Origin of the sequence: Novipirellula aureliae (genome assembly GCF_007860185.1) — a bacterium.
GTDB classification, from domain to species: Bacteria; Planctomycetota; Planctomycetia; order Pirellulales; family Pirellulaceae; genus Novipirellula_A; species Novipirellula_A aureliae.
Window position 1 is genome coordinate 738,053 of sequence record NZ_SJPY01000001.1, and the last position, 21,957, is coordinate 760,009.

16 protein-coding genes are annotated in these 21,957 nt (G+C 53.3%); 7 read left to right on the top strand and 9 right to left on the bottom strand.

Annotated features, from left to right (window positions below):
- The first annotated feature begins 647 nt into the window (after positions 1–647).
- Together Q31b_RS02810 and clpX are read left to right on the top strand one after the other, a co-directional pair.
- Positions 648–974, top strand: coding sequence for a hypothetical protein (locus Q31b_RS02810; RefSeq protein ID WP_146598121.1), 327 nt, complete (start codon positions 648–650; stop codon positions 972–974).
- Positions 975–1,287: 313 nt separating this feature from the next.
- Positions 1,288–2,568 (top strand): ATP-dependent Clp protease ATP-binding subunit ClpX, encoded by a 1,281-nt coding sequence (clpX, locus tag Q31b_RS02815; protein ID WP_146598122.1) that lies wholly within the window; start codon positions 1,288–1,290, stop codon positions 2,566–2,568.
- 69 nt (positions 2,569–2,637) lie between these two features.
- On the opposite strand, the gene Q31b_RS02820 is transcribed toward clpX, so the two are convergent.
- Together Q31b_RS02820 and Q31b_RS02825 are read right to left on the bottom strand one after the other, a co-directional pair.
- Positions 2,638–2,895 carry a (2Fe-2S)-binding protein gene (locus Q31b_RS02820; RefSeq protein WP_315860372.1) on the bottom strand — a complete coding sequence of 86 codons (258 nt, stop codon included), beginning with the start codon at positions 2,893–2,895 and terminating at the stop codon, positions 2,638–2,640.
- Positions 2,896–3,105: 210 nt separating this feature from the next.
- Complete coding sequence (locus Q31b_RS02825) at positions 3,106–4,272, bottom strand: M20/M25/M40 family metallo-hydrolase (RefSeq protein ID WP_146598124.1); 1,167 nt, start codon at positions 4,270–4,272, stop codon at positions 3,106–3,108.
- A gap of 320 nt (positions 4,273–4,592) precedes the next feature.
- On the opposite strand from Q31b_RS02825, the gene Q31b_RS02830 reads away from it, so the two are divergent.
- The 4 genes from Q31b_RS02830 (at position 4,593) to Q31b_RS02845 (ending at position 9,277) form a co-directional block, all read left to right on the top strand.
- Entirely contained in the window at positions 4,593–5,720 is a 1,128-nt protein-coding gene (locus tag Q31b_RS02830; RefSeq protein ID WP_146598125.1) for a Re/Si-specific NAD(P)(+) transhydrogenase subunit alpha, read from the top strand.
- An 85-nt stretch (positions 5,721–5,805) separates the two neighbouring features.
- Entirely contained in the window at positions 5,806–6,102 is a 297-nt protein-coding gene (locus tag Q31b_RS02835; RefSeq protein WP_146598126.1) for an NAD(P) transhydrogenase subunit alpha, read from the top strand.
- Positions 6,099–7,481, top strand: a complete 1,383-nt coding sequence (locus tag Q31b_RS02840; RefSeq protein WP_146598127.1) for an NAD(P)(+) transhydrogenase (Re/Si-specific) subunit beta — start codon at positions 6,099–6,101, stop codon at positions 7,479–7,481. Before Q31b_RS02835 ends, Q31b_RS02840 begins: the two co-directional genes overlap by 4 nt.
- A gap of 179 nt (positions 7,482–7,660) precedes the next feature.
- On the top strand, positions 7,661–9,277 hold the full coding sequence (locus Q31b_RS02845) for a prenyltransferase/squalene oxidase repeat-containing protein (protein ID WP_146598128.1): 1,617 nt from the start codon (positions 7,661–7,663) through the stop codon (positions 9,275–9,277).
- A gap of 1,711 nt (positions 9,278–10,988) precedes the next feature.
- Here Q31b_RS02845 and Q31b_RS02850 read toward each other — a convergent pair.
- Together Q31b_RS02850 and Q31b_RS02855 are read right to left on the bottom strand one after the other, a co-directional pair.
- Positions 10,989–11,381 (bottom strand): GxxExxY protein, encoded by a 393-nt coding sequence (locus Q31b_RS02850; protein WP_146598129.1) that lies wholly within the window; start codon positions 11,379–11,381, stop codon positions 10,989–10,991.
- 1,456 nt (positions 11,382–12,837) lie between these two features.
- Complete coding sequence (locus tag Q31b_RS02855; RefSeq protein ID WP_146598130.1) at positions 12,838–15,339, bottom strand: hypothetical protein; 2,502 nt, start codon at positions 15,337–15,339, stop codon at positions 12,838–12,840.
- A 114-nt stretch (positions 15,340–15,453) separates the two neighbouring features.
- On the opposite strand from Q31b_RS02855, the gene mnmG reads away from it, so the two are divergent.
- Positions 15,454–17,283, top strand: coding sequence for a tRNA uridine-5-carboxymethylaminomethyl(34) synthesis enzyme MnmG (gene mnmG / locus Q31b_RS02860; protein WP_146598131.1), 1,830 nt, complete (start codon positions 15,454–15,456; stop codon positions 17,281–17,283).
- A 153-nt stretch (positions 17,284–17,436) separates the two neighbouring features.
- On the opposite strand, the gene Q31b_RS02865 is transcribed toward mnmG, so the two are convergent.
- The 5 genes from Q31b_RS02865 to Q31b_RS02885 form a co-directional block, all read right to left on the bottom strand.
- Entirely contained in the window at positions 17,437–18,033 is a 597-nt protein-coding gene (locus Q31b_RS02865; RefSeq protein WP_146598132.1) for a nuclear transport factor 2 family protein, read from the bottom strand.
- A gap of 141 nt (positions 18,034–18,174) precedes the next feature.
- The gene (locus tag Q31b_RS02870) at positions 18,175–19,185 is read right to left on the bottom strand and encodes an RluA family pseudouridine synthase (protein WP_390622305.1); all 1,011 of its coding nucleotides are present in this window, start codon (positions 19,183–19,185) and stop codon (positions 18,175–18,177) included.
- 29 nt (positions 19,186–19,214) lie between these two features.
- Positions 19,215–20,396 carry a tetratricopeptide repeat protein gene (locus Q31b_RS02875; protein WP_146598133.1) on the bottom strand — a complete coding sequence of 394 codons (1,182 nt, stop codon included), beginning with the start codon at positions 20,394–20,396 and terminating at the stop codon, positions 19,215–19,217.
- A 90-nt stretch (positions 20,397–20,486) separates the two neighbouring features.
- Complete coding sequence (locus tag Q31b_RS02880; protein ID WP_146598134.1) at positions 20,487–20,984, bottom strand: hypothetical protein; 498 nt, start codon at positions 20,982–20,984, stop codon at positions 20,487–20,489.
- 84 nt (positions 20,985–21,068) lie between these two features.
- Positions 21,069–21,788, bottom strand: a complete 720-nt coding sequence (locus Q31b_RS02885) for a lysophospholipid acyltransferase family protein (protein WP_146598135.1) — start codon at positions 21,786–21,788, stop codon at positions 21,069–21,071.
- Positions 21,789–21,957: the final 169 nt, after the last annotated feature.

The window sequence follows — 21,957 nt, forward strand, 5'->3', positions numbered from 1 at the left end:
TCTGGAGAGGGTCAGACCCCTTTTTCGGACAAAGCCTAGTCTCGAATGAATCTCAGCATGGGAAAACCGAGCAAGTCGGAAAGCTCCCTACCAAGAGTCTATTTCCGAACGAACGGTTTCGCCATGAAAAAACATATCTTTCCGCCCGCCTTCTTGGTGAAGATGCCGGTTGTAGGTGTTGCAAGATGCAACACTTGTTGCAAACTAGCACAGTACAAAAGGACAAACACCGCGATTTTGGGATCGATAGCAGTAGAAACGCTAGCGGCGTGCCAAAAGAGTGGTCGGAGTCCATCCTTGAGGCGATTTTTTATCCTGATTTTTCTATCCTGGTAAGCTGGGTGGAATCGGCTAAAGCCTGGACTCCCACCGTACCCGTGAAACGCGAAAGAGCCCGTGAAACGCGAAAAAGCCCGTGAAACGCGAAAAAGCCCGTGAAACGCGAAAAAGCCCGTGAAACAGGAAATACTTGCGAAACCAGACCGAAATTGCTGGACCACCCCTGGTGGACACCCCTATGATTCGTTTGACAACAAACCGAGTCGCCACGTTAGGCTGGCCGGCTGTTAAGCTGGCCGGCTGTTAGGCTGGCCGGATGGTCGAGCGGGATTTGCGGACCAGAACGATCCCCACTAGAAACAAAGGTTATGACAGATTTTTTCGCCAATCCTACAATACAGGCTGGGCTTTCCGTTCTCATTCTGTGTGTCTTGATTGCTGTGGCATTTTCATTTGTGTCAAAGTTTCGCGACTACAACGCCAACGACCGGGAGACCACCTCGGAAACGCTAGCAAACTTAGAAGAAATGCGACGAAGGGGTGACATTAGCGACCAAGAATACCGAACTATAAAAGCGACGACCCATCGACAACTGTCAAACCAAGTCGAATCCGAACCACTCAGCGGCCCAACTCCATCGGCCAAATCAGCTGCGGGAAACGATTCGGCGGCCAACCGATTCGGCGGCCAGTGACAAGTCATAAGTTCGATGGAAACCTTTTCGAATGAGCTGTCCCTTCCATTCCATGTGGGCGTTCACTCGGGAAACCATATTTACTGTTTTAATACAACCACATTTGGTTCGAATCTTTCGAGGAAACGGATGACCTAACTGGTGACCGTCGAAAGTCACCGAGAAGCATTCGGACCCGTGGCCCTAACCGTTTGACGCGTTAAAGCATTTTGCGATTGACATTGGAATGAACCGCGAGAGCTTCGGCTCAAGAAATTTCGCAGAGTTGTTACAATGAATTTGCAAAGCACTTTAACACAACCAGGAGCCGTGTATGCCCTCGAAGGAAACCCCCAGTTCACGCCGTGGAACTTCATCAAGTAAAAAGAACGCTTCGTGTTCTTTTTGTCGAAAAAGTTATCGGGATGTTGGACCACTCGTTGAAGGCCCAGGTGATGTTTACATCTGTGGTGAGTGCATTGAGCTATGCGAGTCGATACTCGATCAAGAGCAGCGGCGGCGCGGACCCTCGAAAGCACTCTTCAACGAAATCCCAGCACCCAAAAAGATCGTTGAACACCTTGACCAATATGTGATTGGTCAAGAATCGGCTAAACGTGTTTTGGCCGTGGCCGTGCATAACCACTACAAACGTCTGACGAGCGAGTGGGAAGGTACTTCGGATGTTGAGATCGAAAAGAGCAATATCTTGTTGGCTGGCCCCACCGGGAGCGGTAAAACGTTGATGGCTCGATCCTTGGCACGCATGCTAAACGTGCCCTTTGCAATCGGTGATGCGACGACGCTAACCGAAGCAGGGTATGTTGGCGAAGACGTCGAAAACTTGCTGTTGAAATTGTTGCACGCTGCCGACTTTGACGTCGAAGCGGCTCAGCGAGGTATCTTGTATATCGACGAAGTGGACAAGATCGGTAAAACCAGTGCCAACGTCTCGATCACTCGCGATGTATCCGGCGAAGGCGTCCAGCAAAGCCTGCTGAAAATGCTCGAAGGGACCGTTGCCAACGTACCGCCACAGGGTGGGCGTAAGCATCCCGAACAACAGTATATCCAAATCGATACGTCGAACATCTTGTTTATCGTGGGCGGCACCTTTGTCGGTATCGAAGACATCATTCGCAAACGAATGGGGCACAAAACGCTCGGCTTCGGCGGCGGAACGAGCCTTCGCAGTGAGTTGTCCGATAACGAACTCCTTAGCAATGTGCAGACCGAAGACATCCTGCAGTTCGGATTGATCCCCGAATTGGTCGGACGTTTGCCCGTGGTTAGCTATCTCCAACAGCTGGATGAGGATGGTTTGGTTCGTGTGATGAAGGAGCCAAAGAACGCGTTGACGAAGCAGTTCCAAGCTCTGTTCAAAATGGAGAATTGTGACCTGAACTTTACCGATGAGGCACTGCACTTGATTGCCGCTCGAGCTCTCGACAAGGGGGTGGGAGCACGTGGGCTTCGTGGGATTATGGAAGAGGTGATGTTGGACATCATGTACGACTTGCCCGAACAAGAGCGAGGTAGCGTTTACACGATTGACGAGAGCATCGTTTCGGGATCAAGGAAATTGTTCCAAATGCCAACGACCAAGAGTGCCTAAGAAACGTTCTCCATTGGTTTCTCCCTCGGTTGAACACGCCAGTAACGCAGGCTTTCTGCGGTATTGGCGTCAACCGAGGCGATCTCGGTGCTCTTTTCGCCGTGCGGCGTAATCCTCTTGCCTGGGTAGACATGTCGATTCAGGGTTCTGGTCTTCCATCAACTTTTGTAGGAATGGCCTGCACCATCCACATCCCGTTCCTGCTCCATAGCACTCCGATAATTGGCTCACCTTCGTCGGCTTGGTGACACGTATGAACTGAATAACTTTTCGTTTCGATACGTGAAAGCAGATGCAGAGTTCTTCGTCAATTTCCACCAATTTCACCCTCCCGGCAAAGCTGGGAGGGCCAAAACCGAACCTTTCGCAAGTTTTTCGCTAAGGGCCCCCCCGCAACGCGTTCCTCGCGGGCAAGCTTACCGCAGGCCCTGTTCCGAACGACCCGTCGCTCTTTCGACCCGCCTCGAACTGCCTTTAGGGAGGGTGAAGAAGGATGGCGATCGGCAATACGCATCAGGTTGTCGTCACAATTCAGCATTAGGCACCTTCCGCAATCAACCAAGTTGCCATTCGGCACGCATCGAGGTAGTCGGCGATCTCGAGTCGTTCATCGACTGTGTGGATGTTCTGTTGGCCACACCCCAGCGTGACCGCTTCGATGCCATGTCGGTAGAGCCAATTGGCGTCGAGCCCGCCGTTGGCAACCGCACAATAAGGCGTTCGTCCAACCTGTTCGATCGCTTGGCTGGCTGCTTGAATCGATGCATGGTCATCTTTGAGGCGGAAGGAGTCGTAGTCGACTTGTGATTCGAATTCGATGTGTCCGGCCAGCTTGGAGTCGGTCCTCACCGTTTCGGCTGCGGAGGTAAACGCTTTTCGAATCTCCTCCACAATGCGACTGCGAAATGCCGCATCATGGCTTCGCGCTTCGGCTTTTAACAGTACCTCGGGGGTGATAACGTTGGTGGCATCTCCGCCGTGAAAGACGCCGACGTTGGCGGTTCCAGCGCCTTCGGGCTTCTCAATTTTGCCGAGCCAACCCCGTTGGTGCAGATCGGCGACCGCCTTGGATGCCATCACAATCGCGCTGGCTCCTTTCTCGGGTGCAACGCCTGCATGCGCGGGCGTGCCATGCACGGTTATCGACATCCTTTCGCCACCAATCGCACCTACCGTAATTTTGTGTGGGTCACCGCCATCAAAATTGAAGGCTCGGTCGACTTGTCCAATGGCGGAGGTGTCGAGATGTCGGGCCCCGCGCAGACCGATTTCTTCTTGAATGAAAAACACGATCACAGCGGGCGGGAAATTCTCGTCGCCTTGGGCAAGTCGCTCAATCGCAGCGGTAAGTATCGCTGCACAACCGCTACGGTCATCCGCGCCGAGTCCCGTCTTGACGCTACTTCGCACCTGCGCACCATCGACGACCGGTTGGCTGCCGACGCAAATCGGCACCGTGTCCATGTGAGCGGACAACATGGTCGTTTGCCCCGACCCCTTGCCGGGGAGTCTGACGATCAGGTTCCCGCAATTCCCCTTCAGTTCGGTTCTTGATTGGGCGCCGTCAAAGTGAATCTGAGACTCGTCAATTCCCACTTCGACAAGACGTTCGATAAGGTGGGTCGCAACCGGTAACTCGTCGCCACTGCGACCTGGGATAGCGGCGAGATCGAGAAATCGTTGTAGCGCGGTTTCGTTGTTCACAAGAGGGTGTCCTGTTGGGGGAGGAGTTTGATTGCTAATCGTTCGTTTTGTAGCCCAGAGGGCGGCATCTTTCTGCCGGTGGCGTAAGTCACCGGACCAGGAAAACCATTCCGGTGGCTCACGCCCAATGGCAAAAATGTATCGGCCTCTGGGCTGTTTGACGGAACTCTCCCCGAGTCTAGGCCCCAAGCGTCCTAAGACCAATACCGGCACCCGAAAACAGAGCCAAAATACTAAGCGACTTCCCCACCCCACCTTTTCTCGTTAATCTAACAGGTTCCTTTGATGACATTTGTTGTGAGAATCGATCGGAAATAGAAATGCGAATTGGTGTACCGGTTGAAACCTGGCCGGGTGAGTTGCGGACGGCATTAGTCCCTGCAAATGCGAAAAAATTGCTCCGGCTTGGTTTTGATATCACTGCCGAGTCGGGATTGGGTTCGGCGTCGGGATTTTCGGATCAAGACTATGTCGACGCGGGGGTCACGATTGCCACTGACCGGCATCAGATGCTCGGCGAAGCGGATATCGTCTTGCGAGTCCGCCAACCGGAACCTGGTGATATCGAACCGCTCAAAAGTGGCTCGGTCCACATTAGTTTTCTCGACCCGATGAACCGCCGCGAGTTAGTGGACGCGATGTCCAACCGCAAGGTCACGGCGATCTCGATGGAGATGATCCCGCGAAGCACGCGAGCTCAGAAGATGGACGCATTGTCGTCGCAAGCCAACTTGGCTGGCTATGTCACGGTCATCCAAGCGGCCTATCATTGTCCCAAAGCGTTCCCGATGATGATGACACCCTCGGGCACGATTCGGCCAGTGCGAGTTTTCGTGATCGGGGCTGGAGTCGCTGGACTGCAAGCAATTGCAACGGCTAAGCGTTTGGGGGCTCGAGTCGAAGCCTTTGATACCCGGCCGGTCGTCGCGGAGCAAGTTCGCTCGCTGGGAGCAAAATTCGTCGAAATCGATTTGGGCGAAGTGGGCCAAACGGAACAGGGCTACGCGAAAGCGCTAACGCCCGAGCAAATTGAAATGCAAAAGGCGGGACAAGCGAAGGTGATCGCGGAATCGGACGTGGTTATTACCACGGCTCAACTGTTCGGCCGCCCGGCGCCGCGGATCGTCACGTCCGAGATGGTTCACTCGATGCAACGCGGCAGTGTCGTGGTCGACATGGCTGTCGAATCAGGTGGCAATGTGGAAGGAAGTGTGCTCGACCAAATCGTTGACGTCGATGGCGTGAAAATCCTCGGTATGGGAAATTTGCCGTCACAGGTTTGCCGTAATGCCAGTGAAATGTATTCGAATAACCTGTTCAACTTAATCGAAGAGTTTTGGGATGCGGAAGCGAAGACGTTAAACTTGTCGCCTGAGGATGAAATTGTTCAATCCGCCGTGATCACTCGGGATGGTGAGATTGTTCATCCAATGTTGAAGTCTTCCTGAAGCAAGGCAGTAGCCGCGTCTCTCCGAGACGTGAAAAGATTTTCCTCCCAACCAACTTAACCACCTCCACTCAAGAAAGTCCACGATGGAAACCGTCTTCCTAGGTTTCGTACTCATGCTCTCGATCTTTTTAGGATTCGAGCTGATTTCGAAAGTCCCCGCGACGTTACACACTCCGCTGATGTCGGGTGCGAACGCGATATCCGGTATCACCGTGGTCGGTGCGATCACGTTAGCAGGCGGACCGATGGCCGAGTGGGCGACTTGGCTCGGGGCCGCGGCGGTCTTTTTCGCAACCGTTAATGTTGTCGGTGGATACATGGTGACCGACCGCATGCTGGGCATGTTCAAGACGAAAGAGAAGCCAGAGGTGCGGTCATGAGTGTTGAGCTAATCGGAGCCGTCTACATCGTTTCGGCGATCTTGTTCATCTACGGCTTGAAACTGCTAAGCTCACCAGCAACGGCGGTACGCGGAAACCAGTTATCGGCTCTCGGCATGTTGGTCGCCATCGTCGTGACGTTGGGATCACGAGAGATCATCGATTTTCGCTGGATCGGCGGTGCGGCAACGCTCGGTGCTCTCGTCGGTGCGATCGCCGCTCGGCGAGTTGCGATGACGGGGATGCCCGAAATGGTTGCTCTGTTTAACGGCTCGGGAGGTATTGCCAGTCTACTCGTCGGCTGGGCCGCGCTCGACATGGGCAGTGGCGAAGACCCGTCGACGCAAACCGCGTTTACGATCGTCACGATTTTGTTATCGATCTTGATCGGGGGCGTCACGTTTTCAGGCAGTATCGTTGCTTGGGGCAAACTTGCCGAAACGATCCCCAGCCGAGCGATCACCTTGCCAGGACAGCAAATCATTACGCTCCTGCTGCTGATCGCTTCGATTGGGTGTGGCATCGCGATGGTAATGCAGCCCGAAGCGTGGAACGCAACGCTGATCTATGTCGTCGTCGCATTGTCATTATTGCTTGGCGTCATGGCCGTCATTCCGATTGGCGGTGCTGATATGCCTGTGGTGATTTCGCTGCTCAATAGCTACAGCGGCTTGGCAGCTTGTGCGGCTGGATTGGCGATCAACAATACGATCCTCATCGTCGCAGGATCGCTCGTCGGTGCGGCAGGGATCATTCTAACGAATATCATGTGCAAAGCGATGAACCGTTCGCTCAGCCATGTCTTGTTCTCTGGATTTACAGCAACCAAGTCGGCGACCAAGGTTGAAGGCGAAGTCAAGCCGATCGTCGCCGAAGACGCGTATCTGATTTTGGAAGCAGCTTCCTCGGTCGTCATGGTGCCCGGTTACGGAATGGCGGTGGCTCAGGCGCAACACGTTGTCCGCGAACTGGGTGAGCTGCTGGAGAAGAACGGTGCAGAAGTCAGCTATGCGATTCACCCGGTGGCCGGACGGATGCCGGGACACATGAACGTGTTGCTGGCCGAAGCCAACGTTCCCTACGAGCAATTGGTCGAAATGGACGACATCAACCCTCGCATTGAGAACATTGACGTGGCGATCGTGATCGGTGCCAATGACGTGGTCAACCCAGCGGCTCGAGAAGATGAGAACAGTCCGATCTACGGCATGCCGATCATCAATGTCGATTATGCCCGTACGGTGTTTGTCCTCAAGCGATCGATGGCATCGGGCTTCTCCGGAGTCGACAATCCGTTGTTCTTTGGGCAAAACACCCGGATGTTGTTCGGAGACGCCAAACAATCACTGTCGAGCATCATCGCGGCTTTCAAGGAGTAAGATGGCAAACTTGTCACCAGCCGGGAGCCTTGTAACGATTGGATGAGTTTCGCGGACCTCGTTTTGCTCCCGTCGAGACAAACTCGATGGAAGGAGGCGGAAGACGCGGGCAGAGCTCGCAAAATTCTTCGCTAAAACGTCTGGCTCGTGCTATAGTCGAGTGGGAGGATTTTACCATTTTGGCGACTGATACTGACATGACCGGCACAACCGCTACGGGCGATCCGGCCCTGCAAACCGCTGGGGCGGCGATCCGTCCCGATGCTCCACCAATTGCTCAACCGAACGCAGAGTCGTCGCTCAAAGCGGTGTCACCTCTCCAAGCGGAAAAGCCGACGAGAGCGGCAGGAGGACCAGGCACGATTGCGTTATTGGTCAGTGCGATCGTGCATACCTTACTGCTAATCGTGCTGGCGTTACTCAGCTACCATGTCGGGTCCGCAGGTCGCCTTCATCTCGACGCCCGCCGAGGCCCCGCTTCAGCCGACGTCACGTTCGAATCAGCGATCGAGGAGCATGATTCGTCGACTTCAACTGCCATGTCGTTAGCGGAGCAAATGGAGACGGTGACGATTGCTCCAGCGGAACCATCCATGGTTTCATCGCCTCTGGAAAACCACGCCAATGCCGAAAAAACGACCGATTCGACGGAGGTTCGAACGGCAATCTCGGCGTCGGCGTCGAGCCAGTCGCTATCGAGACGGTTACCGAGTGGTGGAGGATTGGGCGGTCGCACCCCGACCGGCCGAACGCGACTAGGACAAAAATATGGAGCGACGGCTGAGAGTGAACAAGCCGTCGAACGAGCACTCGCGTGGTTGGCAAACCATCAACGCCGCGATGGTTCATGGTCGTTCAATTTAGAACTCGATCCATGCAATGGACGATGCAGTCACAGCCGCGAACCAGGTGATACGCCGACGCCTTCGACAGCAGCGACTGGGTTAGCTCTACTCGCGTTCCTCGGGGCGGGCTACACACAACACGAAGGCAAGTACGATAAAGTCGTCAAAGATGGCCTTTACTATTTGCGAGATGTTGCAACGGAGTCCGAGTTTGGACTCGATTGGCAACAGGGCAGCATGTATGGACATGGCATTGCGTTGCTGGCGTTAGCCGAAGCGTTGTCGATGTCACGTCGAGAAGGCTTTGAAGATGGCGATACTGATTTGAGATACTTGACCGATCGAGGCGTCCGGTTCACCGAGCGAGCACAACACTATTTCAGTGGTTCATGGGGCTACGTTCCCGGCAGTCCTGGTGATACGACGCTTACCGGATGGCAAGTGCTTTCGCTCGTCGCGGCCCGCCGTAGCAAGGTTACCGTTTATCAGAAAACGTTTTCGGACGCTCATCGGTTTCTGCTTGAAATGGCACCGAAAGGAGAATTCGAATTTGGCTATCGAATGCCGAAGCCTGAGCCGACGACGACAGCGATCGGATTGACGTTGATGTTGTACTTGGGCCATTCGCCGTATGAGGCTCCGATGGAAGAATCACTTAGCAAATTGGCGAAGCGAGGTCCCTTGCCGAACAACATCTATCACAACTACTACGGGACGTTGGCGTTACATCATTCGCGACATCACGGTTGGAACGAGTGGAACAGGAAGCTTCGTGATTCGCTGGTAAAAACGCAAGCGACGGTAGGCCATGAAGCGGGCAGTTGGCACTTCAAGGACCACTTCGGTGACGTTGGCGGACGGCTTTACACAACCGCGATGGCGGCGATGATCTTAGAGGTCTATTACCGCTATATGCCTCTCTACGAAGAAATTGAAGATTTCCCTCTGTAAACATTTTTGCGGCCAGCAGCATGGCCAGTGGACACTGGCCTGGATCGATGTTTTTGTTCCCGCAAAAATGCGCCAATGGACGCGAATAAAAGCTAGGAAAGGGGTTTTGTTGGTTTGCCATTGTTAGCGTTCATTCGCATGATTCGCGGGCAAATTTAGGCCACATTCGAAATGCCCAGAAGGAAGAAGATTTTCTGCCCGCTAATCACGCCAATGGACGCGAATAAAAACTAGGAAAGGGGCTTTTGTCGCTTTGCAATTATTAGCGTTCATTCGCTTGATTCGCGGGCAAACTTTGACCACATCCGAAATGTCAAGAAGGGGAAGAGTTTCTGCCCGCTAATCACGCTAATGGACGCGAATAAAAACGAGGAAAGGGTTTTTGTCGCTTTGCAATTATTAGCGTTCATTCGCTTGATTCGCGGGCAAACTTTGACCACATCCGAAATGCCCAGAAGGAAGAAGATTTTCTGCCCGCTAATCACGCCAATGGACGCGAATAAAAACTAGGAAAGGCTATTTTGTCGGCTTGCAATTCTTAGCGTTCATTCGCTTGATTCGCGGGCAAACTTGGACACATCGGAAATGCCCAGAAGGGGAAGGTTTTCTGCCCGCTAATCACGCCAATGGACGCGAATAAAAACTAGGGAAGGGTTTTTTGTCGCTTTGCAATTATTAGCGTTCATTCGCGTGATTCGCGGGCAAACTTGGACACATCGGAAATGCCCAGAAGGGAAAGATTTTCTGCCCGCTAATCACGCTAATGGACGCGAATAAAAACCAGGGAAGGGTTTTTGTCGGTTTGCCATTCTTAGCATTCATTCGCTTGATTCGCGGGCAAACTTTGACCACATTCGAAATGCCCAGAAGGAGAAGAGTTTCTGCCCGCTAATCACGCTAATGGACGCGAATAAAAGCTAGGAAAGGGTCTTTTGTCGCTTTGCCATTCTTAGCGTTCATTCGCTTGATTCGCGGGCAAACTTGGACACATCGGAAATGTCAAGAAGGGGAAGAGTTTCTGCCCGCTAATCACGCTAATGGACGCGAATAAAAACCAGGGAAGGGTTTTTTGTCGCTTTGCAATTATTAGCGTTCATTCGCTTGATTCGCGGGCAAATTTAGGCCACATTCGAAATGCCCAGAAGTGGATGGTTTTCTGCCCGCTAATCACGCCAATGGACGCGAATAAAAACTAGGAAAGGGGCTTTTGTCGCTTTGCAATTATTAGCGTTCATTCGCGTGATTCGCGGGCAAACTTTGACCACATCGGAAATGTCCAGAAGGGAAAGATTTTCTGCCCGCTAATCACGCCAATGGACGCGAATGAAAGCTAGGGAAGGGGCTTTTGTTGGTTTGCCATTGTTAGCGTTCATTCGCTTGATTCGCGGGCAAACTTGGACACATCGGAAATGTTCAGAAGGGAAAGATTTTCTGCCCGCTAATCACGCCAATGGACGCGAATAAAAACCAGGGAAGGGTTTTTGTCGGTTTGCCATTCTTAGCATTCATTCGCTTGATTCGCGGGCAAATTTAGGCCACATTCGAAATGCCCAGATGGGGATGGTTTTCTGCCCGCTAATCACGCTAATGGACGCGAATAAAAACCAGGAAAAGGGGCTTTTGTCGGTTTGCCATTGTTAGCGTTGATTCACTTGATTCGCTTGATTTGCTTGATTTGCTTGATTTGCGGGCAAACTTCTCTCAGCCATTCTCAAGATTCTTTTTTGGTGTGTACGAGTCGTTCCCATTCGAGCTGTGGATGGCCGCCAAAGTTGACCAGCAACCCCAGTTCAAAGCCTGTGGCATTCAAATAATTGATGACTTGAGCGCGATGTTCGTCGGTCAGCTTACTGACAGCTTTAATCTCAAGGATAATTTTTTCATAGCAGATGAAATCCGGGATAAATTTTTGCTTTAATTCTTTTCCGCGGTAAAACAATCGCAACGCTTGCTGCGGAACGAACGGGATCTGTTGGTATTCGTGTTCAATGACCAAGCACTCCTGGTAGACCGATTCCAGAAAGCCGCATCCCTTGTCGTTGTAAACCTCGAAGCATGCTCCAATAATCTTGTAGCACTCATCTTTGCAGATCAAGTTTGCCATTTCGAGAACTCCATCAACTACCGAAAAAGAAAGATTTGCCCGCTAATCACGCTAATGATACCAGGAAAGGGGCTTTTGTCGCTTTGCAATTATTAGCGTTCATTCGCTTGATTCGCGGGCAAACTTTGACCACATCCGACATGTCAAGAAGGGGAAGAGTTTCTGCCCGCTAATCACGCTAATGGACGCTAATAAAAACTAGGAAAGGGTTTTGTCGGCTTGCCATTGTTAGCGTTCATTTGCTTGATTCGCGGGCAAACTTTGACCACATTCGAAATGCCCAGAAGGAAGAAGATTTTCTGCCCGCTAATCACGCCAATGGACGCGAATAAAAACTAGGAAAGGCTATTTTGTCGGCTTGCAATTATTAGCGTTCATTCGCTTGATTCGCGGGCAAACTTTGACCACATTCGAAATGCCCAGAAGTGGATGGTTTTCTGCCCGCTAATCACGCCAATTGACGCGAATAAAAACTAGGAAAGGCTATTTTGTCGGCTTGCAATTATTAGCGTTCATTCGCTTGATTCGCGGGCAAACTTGGACACATCGGAAATGCCCAGAAGGGGAAGATTTTCTGCCCGCTAATCACGCCAATGGACGCGAATAAAAACTAGGAAAGGGGCTTTTGTCGCTTTGCAATTATTAGCGTTCATTCGCTTGATTCGCGGGCAAACTTTGACCACATCCGAAATGTCAAGAAGGGGAAGATTTTCTGCCCGCTAATCACGCTAATGGACGCGAATAAAAACTAGGAAAGGGGCTTTTGTCGCTTTGCAATTATTAGCGTTCATTCGCTTGATTCGCGGGCAAACTTGGACACATCGGAAATGTCCAGAAGGAAGAAGATTTTCTGCCCGCTAATCACGCTAATGGACGCGAATAAAAACTAGGAAAGGGTCTTTTGTCGCTTTGCAATTCTTAGCGTTCATTCGCTTGATTCGCGGGCAAATTTAGGCCACATTCGAAATGCCAAGATGGGGATGGTTTTCTGCCCGCTAATCACGCTAATGGACGCGAATAAAGGCTAGGAAAGGGGCTTTTGTCGGCTTGCAATTATTAGCGTTCATTCGCTTGATTCGCGGGCAAACTTTGACCACATCCGAAATGTCAAGAAGGGGAAGGTTTTCTGCCCGCTAATCACGCCAATGGACGCGAATAAAAACTAGGAAAGGGTTTTTGTCGGCTTGCAATTATTAGCGTTCATTCGCTTGATTCGCGGGCAAACTTTGACCACATTCGAAATGCCCAGAAGGGGAAGAGTTTCTGCCCGCTAATCACGCTAATGGACGCTAATAAAAACCAGGGAAGGGTTTTTTGTCGCTTTGCAATTCTTAGCGTTTATTCGCTTGATTCGCGGGCAAACCTCTTTCTAGTTTTAACTCCCAATCGACTGGACAAGAGTCACCAACGCTTGGTTTATCCTTTACGCCAGAAAGTACTTTCTGGCAACCTCAGACTACCGCATGACGCTTTCGACTCTCAGAGCCGTTCGGGCTTCTTCGACGTCCGGCAGTCGTCCGCTGATCGGTTGGAAACCTCTTATCTTCGCTCGCGGGGCCAACCCTTGTGCGTTGATCGGCGTTTCGAGGATATAGGTTCCGACATTTCCGGCACTGTCGGTCGCGTCGATTCTCAGATAGAACTGGCGAGGCAGTTGGGGGTCAGCAGGCCAAACGTAGTCGCCTTGATTCCTTAAGCCTGCTGCGATGGTGGTCCATGGGCCGTCCGCTCGATCGCTGAACGATAAGGTGATCGGACGTAACATGAGATTGGCGTCATCGCATTCGTATTGGATAACAAGTGATCCGGTGCGGTCCCCTTCGCCATAACGAGCACCTGTAATGTGGACGCGTGGCGATTGGTTGTCGACAACGACCACGATATCAGGTTTTTCGCCCGCGAGTGGTCGCGGGCTGGCGAGGCCATTGGCACTGATGACGACGATACGGAAACCGAATGTACCGTCCTCCTTGGTTTCGATATCGAACGGGCTCGATTTGTCAGGATCTTGCCCCCAGTATTTCCAGTTTTTGCCGCCATCGGTCGTCCCGTAAAGCTCGACGGTATCAACGCCGATACTGCCGACGGCTTCCAATTCGTACTCCAAGCTAAACCGCTTGGAGTTACTGAATCGCCTTGGCAACCGATCGTCAAACGCGGAGGCATCGCTGGTCGTTGCAGGCAATCGGTTCGCTTGGTAGCGGTCGTTTTGTGGGCTCGATGAAGATTCCGAGCGAATCGCTGGGGTGGGGCGAATCGGTGGGGCGGGGCGAATCGGTGGGGCGGGGCGAATCGGACGACGTGGGTCGATCGGACGCATTGCTTCGGCAGCTGTGCGCGGCCGTGTAGGCAGCGATCGCACCGACTCAAGCGGAGTCGAACGTTCCACTTGGCTCGGTGGGAACGAGAAACTCGATGGGGGCAGCTTTGTTGGCGAGTCAGCTTGCGGTGGCATGGAGACTTCCGGCAACCGATTCGGCACGGCCTCGTCGGTTGACTGTGAAGTGTTGGGGAACCCAGGAGCGAGCAGGGGTGGGTTCAGACCAAAGCGGTTACCGACTTGTTCGGGGGTTGCCGGTGGCGGTAGTTCAACGGGTTGCGAATCGATGTTCGATGGTGCACTGGCACTGCGGGCGGTGACCGTTGGTAATCGCTGTGGTGAATTGCTAACCGATGAGCGAATCCGAACGGGCTGATTCGATAGGTTTTGAAAACCTGGCAAAGGGGTAGCGGCCAATTGCACGCTCGGAGCGGATGCCGCGAAGGGAGCGGGCTCCAACGTCACAGTGTCCGCAGCGAGTAGCGGTTTCGATTTGACCCGGTCGAGCTTGATAACGGGGTTGGATGATGGTGAATGAGGGTTCGCCAAAGCGGGGCGCACGTAAACGAACGGATCGTTGAGCAGTCGAGCGGTCGAGACCGCGTCGGATTTGCGATTCTTTGCCTCGTTCGTTCTCGTTCGCAGCTCCGCTTGGGGTCGCGGGTCCGCTTTGGGCTTCATCGTAAAGCCCGCGAAATGGGTTGTCGGGGCAGCAGCGATTCGCGGCCGTTGTAGCAGTTTGACTTGACTCGATTGGTTACCAGCCGAATCCTTCGCGGTGACTTGGATTGACGCTTGCCGCCAATCCCGAGATGGCAGAAACGAAAACTCGGTTTTTTTAGCGTTTGTCGCCGGTTTCCATTCTTTCCAAACCGGTGCGACGTCGGTCGCATAGTAGAAACGCATCTCGGTGATCGGCGTCTGGTCCGTCGTCGTCACCGTTCCGCTAACCACTCCCTCGCCGCTGGCGTCCACATGCAGCACGATTTCGGGGCCTGTCGTATCGACGAGAATCCGCAATTGTGCATCGATCGATGCGCGAGGAACGCTGGGTTGGGAGTTTGGCTCGTTACTGTCAACGGTCTCGGTGGCGAACCAGAATTCGCCGTCGTCCTCGCAAAGGTAGGAAAATTCGCGGATGTTGGCGGGCTGAGCGTCGGAAAGCTCCCACTGGTCACTGGTTCCCCGTCTAACATACAATCGGACCGATGTTGGGGTCGTCGTGGACGCATCGATTTGGGTGTCAACGCTGAATGGAATTCGAAACGACCGCGTACCTAAGATGATGGGTTCGGCTGTTTGTGGGGCCGCTCGTGGGACCGGTGTGGCGCTTGATTGGCCGAGGCGACGAGGTTTTGAAACGTCCGACGGAGATTCAGCGAGCTGCGATTCGGCCAGCGAATCGACTGCAGGTAAGCGTGCGGGCGGTAAATGTGCGGGCGGCAAACGAACCGGCTGGGGCGACCCCGATGGGGTAAGCGTACGAACTTGAGTCGCTGCCGATTGGGCAGACAGTACACCGCATGTTGCGATCGTTAACCACCATGTGGTAAACGCTAGCAAAAGATGAAAGCGGAATTTGAGCAGAACTCCCGTTTGGGAAACGTCCAATTGAATCGCTTGTTTGGCGATAACCATTGTGTCGAACAAGCCCCACGGATGAGAAAGAAAACTGAACACGAAGTACGGCATTGATCGGCTTCGACGTCGTGGGAACCATTTCTTGAAGCCTTTTAATTGTTGTAAATCGAGATGACACAAAGCTCTTATCATTATGACGTTATTGTCATTGGTGCCGGTCATGCGGGCACCGAAGCGGCTGCGGCTGCCGCCCGTTTGGGGGCCAAGACGGCACTGCTAACAACCAACTTGGATACCGTTGGGCAAATGTCGTGTAACCCTGCAATCGGAGGTGTTGCCAAAGGACAAATCGTCCGTGAAGTCGACGCTCTCGGTGGCTTGATGGGGAAGGCGATTGATGCGACCGGCATCCAATTTCGTTTGCTCAACAAACGCAAGGGCCCGGCAATGCACAGCCCTCGTGCCCAAGCGGACAAGAAGGCCTACCAGTTCTACGTCAAGCACCAAATGGAACTGCAGCCGAATCTCGATTTGCGGCAAGAAACCGTCATCGATTTGCTAACCGAAACGGTCGAGGGTGTCACGAAGGTGACAGGTGTATCTGTGACCGGTGACGCACAATTCATTGCACCTGCCGTGATCCTTACAACCGGTACATTCCTCAAAGCGATCATGCACACCGGAGAATCGCAAACCGCAGGCGGGCGGGCAGGTGAAGGAACGACGACGGGGATCAGTGGCTCGTTAAACCGCTTGGGCTTTGAAGTCGAGCGATTCAAAACGGGCACACCGGCTCGATTGAATGCGAAATCGATCGACTTTTCATCGTTGGAACTGCAGCCGGGTGACGATGAGCCGCAGCCGTTTTCATTTTTGACCGAGTCACTAGCAAGTCTCGAGCAACTGCCATGTTACATCGCCCACACGAACGATGATGTTCACCGTTTGATCCGTGCCAACCTGGACCGCGCCCCGATGTATAGCGGTCAAATCAATTCGACAGGACCGCGTTATTGCCCTTCGATCGAAGACAAGGTGGTGCGGTTCGCCGACAAAACATCCCATCAATTGTTTCTGGAGCCGGAAGGTCGCCGAACCGAAGAGGTCTACGTCAACGGCATTTCTACGAGTTTACCACGAGACGTCCAAGACCGCATGTTTAGCATGATTGCGGGGCTAGAGAATGCACAGATCATGCGTTACGGCTACGCCGTGGAATACGACTTTTGTCCGCCAACCCAACTTTGGCCACACATGGAGTCGAAGCGTGTCAACGGGCTATTCCTGGCGGGCCAAATCAATGGAACGACTGGTTACGAAGAGGCTGCGGGGCAGGGGCTGATTGCAGGGCTCAATGCGGCTCGCAAAGTTGCCGGAAAAGATCCCTGGGTGCCGACAAGAGACCAAGCGTATATCGGTGTGTTGGTGGACGACTTGGTTACCGCAGGTACCGACGAACCGTACCGCATGTTTACCAGCCGAGCCGAGTATCGGTTGCTATTGCGACAAGACAATGCCGATCGTCGCTTGACCCCGATCGCCGATGAACTTGGGTTGATCGATGCAGATCGCCGATCTGCGTTTCAAGCGAAACAAAAGCAAATCGATGTGGCCAATGAGCTACTCAAAACGGCCCGCTTCGAGAACACGCCGGGCGATGTCTATCTGCGCCGCAACGATGTCGATTGGGATCAGGTTCGTAGCCACGTGCCAGGACTTAACCTGATCGATTCCGAAGCAGCTCGACAAGTGGTTTATGACATCAAATACGAAGGCTATATCAATCGGCAAAAGATGGAGGTTGAAAAACATCACCGACTTGCGGAAAAGAAGATTCCGGTCGCATTCGACTATAACGCGATCGGTCCACTGCGTCACGAAGCACGCGAAAAACTCAGCCGCGTCAGGCCACTCAATTTGGATCAAGCCAAACGCATCAGCGGCGTGACCCCCGCCGACTTGGCTTTGGTGCTAACGCATCTGGAAGGTAGGAAAAAGTAGCCGAGTCTCTTCGGGACTCACAAGGCCGGCACTCACAACGCCGAGACTCACAACGCCGGGACTCACAAGGCGGGGACTCACAAGGCGGGGACTCACAACGCGGGGACTCACAAGGCGGGGACTCACAAGGCTTCGCGTCTCGGAGAGACGCGGCTACTGGCTTGGGAAGTTCTGCGATTCGGAGCCGCGGCTGCGTTGGATCAAGCGGCCGCAGATGAACCCCAGAACGACGCCGAAGACGCCTGTGATGGCGACGGTCGTCACCAAAGTGCCCTTTGCCTTCGCCAAAATCGTGTTTTGAAACAGGTTCACACTCGCTTGAAAGCCGACGACTTTCCAACCTTCATCCGATGGGGTTAACGTCGCTGTCCAGCGTGCCGTTGTCGGCAATTCACTTCCGTCAACGAGCTTTAAGTGATCGGTCATTTGCCCCGTTGCAACGACCGTGGAAGCGTTTTGGAAAACGAATTCATCGTCGACGCGAAAGTCGCTTGTCACACTTTGAATGTTCGAGTTGACTCCGCCGTACAAATTCGACTGCATCTCCATAAAAGATTCATGTGTGCGATAAGTCGCTGCATCATACCAGGTAATCGCTGCGTCCTCGGCAAAGTCCTCAAGCATCATTTCAAGATTGCGTTCGGTGTACCGATTTCCGATGCGTTGCACGACGGAGTTGACGTCGCTCTCGACAGATGGTTCAGCAAATAGATTGGTGCAATCCATCGTGAAGATAGCGACACCAAGCATGAAGATTCTTAAGCTTGTAAACAATCGATTACTCGGAGGATGACATCGGGCAGGGGACGGTTCGTGAAGGGTTTAAGCATACCAAAGCGCCACCGCCAATCAACTCGCCCTGAGGTGTTCGCCAAAGACGAATCGCCATCGCTATTGAGCTTGTAAACAATCGACGACTCGGCAGATATCGTCAGGCAGTGGAGCTTCGATCGACATCGATTTGCCCGTTTGCGGGTGAGTTAACGTCAATCGCCGTGCGTGGAGAGCTTGGCGATCGAGCAGTACTCGTTTCGCGGATGGATCGCGAGATCCGGTTATCATCGCTTCGGTGACTTCCGCATGACCGGCATACAAGCGATCACACAGTATCGGGCAGCCGATGTGACTGAGGTGGACACGGATTTGATGGGTGCGTCCTGTTTTGGGCAGCACACGCACTTGCGTGAACCGTCCGTGCCGAGCGATCACTTCATAAAAGCTTGATGCTGGTTTACTGGTCGCGTGACTTTCGCGAATCGCCATTTTGTCACGCTGATACGGATGCCGCCCGATCGCAGCGTCGATGATGTCGCGGTCACGGTCTAGCTTTCCAGCGGTAATTGCAAAGTATTCTTTTTCGACCGTGCGGTTGGCAAATTGCTCGGCCAAGTTCATGTGGACGGCGTTATTCTTGGCAATCACGATCACGCCGCTGGTGTCCCGATCGAGCCGATGGACGATTCCTGGACGAGTCGATCCACCAACATCCGAAAGGGATTGAAAGCGAAACGCGAGTGCGCTGGTGAGGGTGCCGGTCCAGTTTCCTCGCGCAGGGTGGACGACCATGCCAGGTGGTTTGTTGACGACAACCATGCCATCGTCTTCGAACAAAATGTCCAGCGGGATGTTCTCGCCAACGGTGTCGTCCAAGACCGGTTCGGGCAAGCGAAAACGAATTTGCTGGCCCGCTTTAATCTTGACACTCGGGCGAACCGTTCTGCCGTCGAGTGTCGCCCCGTCCGCCTGGATCGCTTGAGTGATTTGGCTACGGCTGAAACCATCGGACGCTTGAGTCAAGAACAGGTCGATGCGCTGCCCTGCCGCCGATTCGGGGACCACGATATCGCGATAAGCTGTCTCGGGCGAGATGGGAAGGGACTCCGAGTCAGAATCGTCTTCGATTTCATCTTCTATTTCGTTGGTTTCATCACTCACGGTGAATCCGAGGCTTCAGCTGCAGGTTCCGGCTCTGCTGTAGGTTCTGGCTCTGCTGCAGGTTCTGGCTCAGCTGTAGGTTCCGGCTCTGCTGTAGGTTCTGGCTCTGCTGCAGGTTCCGGCTCTGCTGTAGGTTCCGGCTCTGCTGTAGGTTCCGGCTCAGCTGTAGGTTCTGGCTCTGCTGCAGGTTCTGGCTCTGCTGTAGGTTCCGGCTCAGCTGTAGGTTCCGGCTCAGCTGTAGGTTCCGGCTCTGCTGCAGGTTCTGGATCAGCTGCAGGTTCTGGATCAGCTGTAGGTTCTGGATCAGCTGCAGGTTCCGGTTCTGCTGCAGGTTCGAGTTCCATCGCTGGATCGGCTTCTGCCTCGGTTTCACTGCCTTGCAATTCCATTTCGCCTTGTTCAGCAGGAGCATCGGTTTCGGAAATGTCGGCGTCTTCGGGTAGATTCAAACCATCGGCTGGTTCCTCTTCACTCTCGCCACCTTCTAGTTCCATCATGCTCATATCGGGCGAATCGGGTAGTGCGGCTCCACTTGGCAAGGATGGTGGCAAGGCTGGATCAGCAGGCGTGAAATCTTGGTCTGCGAACCAGCTCAAGAATGCCTGGATTTCGGGTTTATTGAGGGCGGTGATACGATCTTGGCAAGCCTGGGCCATCCCCTTGGATTCGCCAATTTTGATGCAATCTTCGTAAAGGGAGATCGCTTCGTCGATGTTGCCGAGTGATTCGGCGACACGAGCCATCCCGAAAGTCGCTCGTGAGCGGATCAGTTCGTTATGATCGCCATCGATCGCGGATTGAAATGCTTTGTTTGCATCTTCCAATTGTGTGACAGCGTCTTCACGACTTAAAAACAAGGCTTGGGTGCCTTGAGCCAACAATTGGCTGCCACGTTGCAATTCAGCCCATGCTGCAGCAGGAGTCCCGGGATAGCGAACGGGAACCTGCTCGAGTGCTGCCGGATCTTGAGCGTCCGTTTCCTGCATCAAGCTAAGTGTCGCATCGCTGCGCTCGCCGGTCACCTTGCTGCTATAGAGTGAAAAACCGATTGCTACGACAAAGAGTGCGACGACTCCGAACCCGATCGGTTTGGAATAGGGCTCGATCCAACCATTGATTCTGCCTAGGTAGTAGGCCAAGTAGTTTTCTTGTAATTCGTGTCGTCGTTCGCTTTTCATTGCGTTTTCTTAATAAAGGCTTCAGTCGTAGCTGGAATGACGCAACCGCTTCGGAGTGCGTTCGTTTCCACGGAAGTATAGAAATTACAGTCACTTAGCGTCAATAGAGTGTGCATCGAGCTTTTCGCTGAGCAAACGTGATGCCTCGACTCGCATCCGCAGCACCAATTCCGCTTGCTTGTCTCGAGAATCCGTGTCCTGAGGGTTGCAGGCCTGTTCGAGCAGCCGAGCGGCTCGCAGTAGAGCTTCGGCGGTTTTTGCAGCGTGGGCAAGAGAGGGGTCCGCAGGAGAGAGGGCGGAAACAGCGAGTGGAGTCTTCTTCGCCGTTTCGCTCTTTGGCTCGATCAATGCCCCATTCGCTGGATCGAGCGACGACCCATCGAGAACGCTACCCTGTTGACGAATGATCTGCAAAATGTCGTCCAAGATCGGATCATTTGAGTTCGAATCGCTTTGCGGGTTCTCGAGCAGGCTACGGATTTTCTCTTCGGCAGCCGCTTTTCTCGGCGCTGGCGGGTCGGCAATCAGCGAGCCACTCGAAACTGCCAAGCCAATGGCGGAGACAAGAAGGAATCGAGTAAAAATCATGAGCAAAGTCTTTAAGCTGATTAGGGCGGAGCAAAAGTCAGTGTTGCTGAGCGACATCGCGGCGTTCGCCGCCTAAGAGCAAGACTAAGCCGCCTTCGGTTCCCGAACTTCCTGCTGCTGAATCCCGTCCTGCTGCTGAACTTTGCGAGGAACCAGGTACGCTGCCTCGCTCGGGTCGTAGGTTTTTTCGAGTCGTTGCAGTTCCCTTTCAATCCGTAGCGTAAAGGATTCGATCGACTCATTTTCATCGATGAACATCGGGACGCCAAAGTAAGCGTCAATCCTTGAGAATGGTAGCGGAAATTGTAGCCGATCCCAAGTTGACTTCATAATAATCCGACGCGACGGGATGATGACCGCCGGGATGACTGCCGCACCGGTTTGTTTTCCCAGCATGGCAATACCGCCCGAAACTTGGCCGCGTGGCCCACTCGGTCCGTCAACCGCAATCGTGGCGATCTTCCCCTCTTTGACTTTGCGAATCATTTGATTTAGCGCCGTTGTGCCTCCCTTTCGAGCACCGCCGGTGCTGCCGCGAACGGGGATATGTCCGCAAAATCGCAAAACCGGGTCGACGATTTCCCCGTCGGCCGACCGCGAGACCATTGCTACCAATTGCCGCTCGCAAGCCATCGATCCAGCGAGTTGTTGGGCGTGTAGAGAAGCGTACGCATGTCCAATGCCGCGAGCATCAAGTTGTTCGCGGGGGTCGTGGTGGTATCGGTACCGACAGGTGCGGCGGAGGATCGTGATTATCAAACCAACCGCATAGCCAAACCATTTTGCTGCTATTTTCTTCATCATGCTTCTACACGCAGTATTGCCAGATTGGGGGGGACACGTTGTCGCTAATTCGATAAGCTGGAATCCAGATATACGTTTTTAAGAAAACGAGCGATATACCGAAAATGGACGACGATCTGCTGGGGTGCATGACCGGGTTTGTGGGGAAGATTGGCCTGGGCTCAAATTG

What these genes read in the sequence shown, in the direction of transcription:
- Q31b_RS02810 (WP_146598121.1), top strand. Translation starts at nt 648, where the DNA reads ATGACAGATTTTTTCGCCAATCCTACAATACAGGCTGGGCTTTCCGTT.
- clpX (WP_146598122.1), top strand. Translation starts at nt 1,288, where the DNA reads ATGCCCTCGAAGGAAACCCCCAGTTCACGCCGTGGAACTTCATCAAGT.
- Q31b_RS02830 (WP_146598125.1), top strand. Translation starts at nt 4,593, where the DNA reads ATGCGAATTGGTGTACCGGTTGAAACCTGGCCGGGTGAGTTGCGGACG.
- Q31b_RS02835 (WP_146598126.1), top strand. Translation starts at nt 5,806, where the DNA reads ATGGAAACCGTCTTCCTAGGTTTCGTACTCATGCTCTCGATCTTTTTA.
- Q31b_RS02840 (WP_146598127.1), top strand. Translation starts at nt 6,099, where the DNA reads ATGAGTGTTGAGCTAATCGGAGCCGTCTACATCGTTTCGGCGATCTTG.
- Q31b_RS02850 (WP_146598129.1), bottom strand. Translation starts at nt 11,381, where the DNA reads ATGGCAAACTTGATCTGCAAAGATGAGTGCTACAAGATTATTGGAGCA.
- Q31b_RS02855 (WP_146598130.1), bottom strand. Translation starts at nt 15,339, where the DNA reads ATGGTTATCGCCAAACAAGCGATTCAATTGGACGTTTCCCAAACGGGA.
- mnmG (WP_146598131.1), top strand. Translation starts at nt 15,454, where the DNA reads ATGACACAAAGCTCTTATCATTATGACGTTATTGTCATTGGTGCCGGT.
- Q31b_RS02865 (WP_146598132.1), bottom strand. Translation starts at nt 18,033, where the DNA reads ATGCTTGGTGTCGCTATCTTCACGATGGATTGCACCAATCTATTTGCT.
- Q31b_RS02875 (WP_146598133.1), bottom strand. Translation starts at nt 20,396, where the DNA reads ATGAAAAGCGAACGACGACACGAATTACAAGAAAACTACTTGGCCTAC.
- Q31b_RS02880 (WP_146598134.1), bottom strand. Translation starts at nt 20,984, where the DNA reads ATGATTTTTACTCGATTCCTTCTTGTCTCCGCCATTGGCTTGGCAGTT.
- Q31b_RS02885 (WP_146598135.1), bottom strand. Translation starts at nt 21,788, where the DNA reads ATGATGAAGAAAATAGCAGCAAAATGGTTTGGCTATGCGGTTGGTTTG.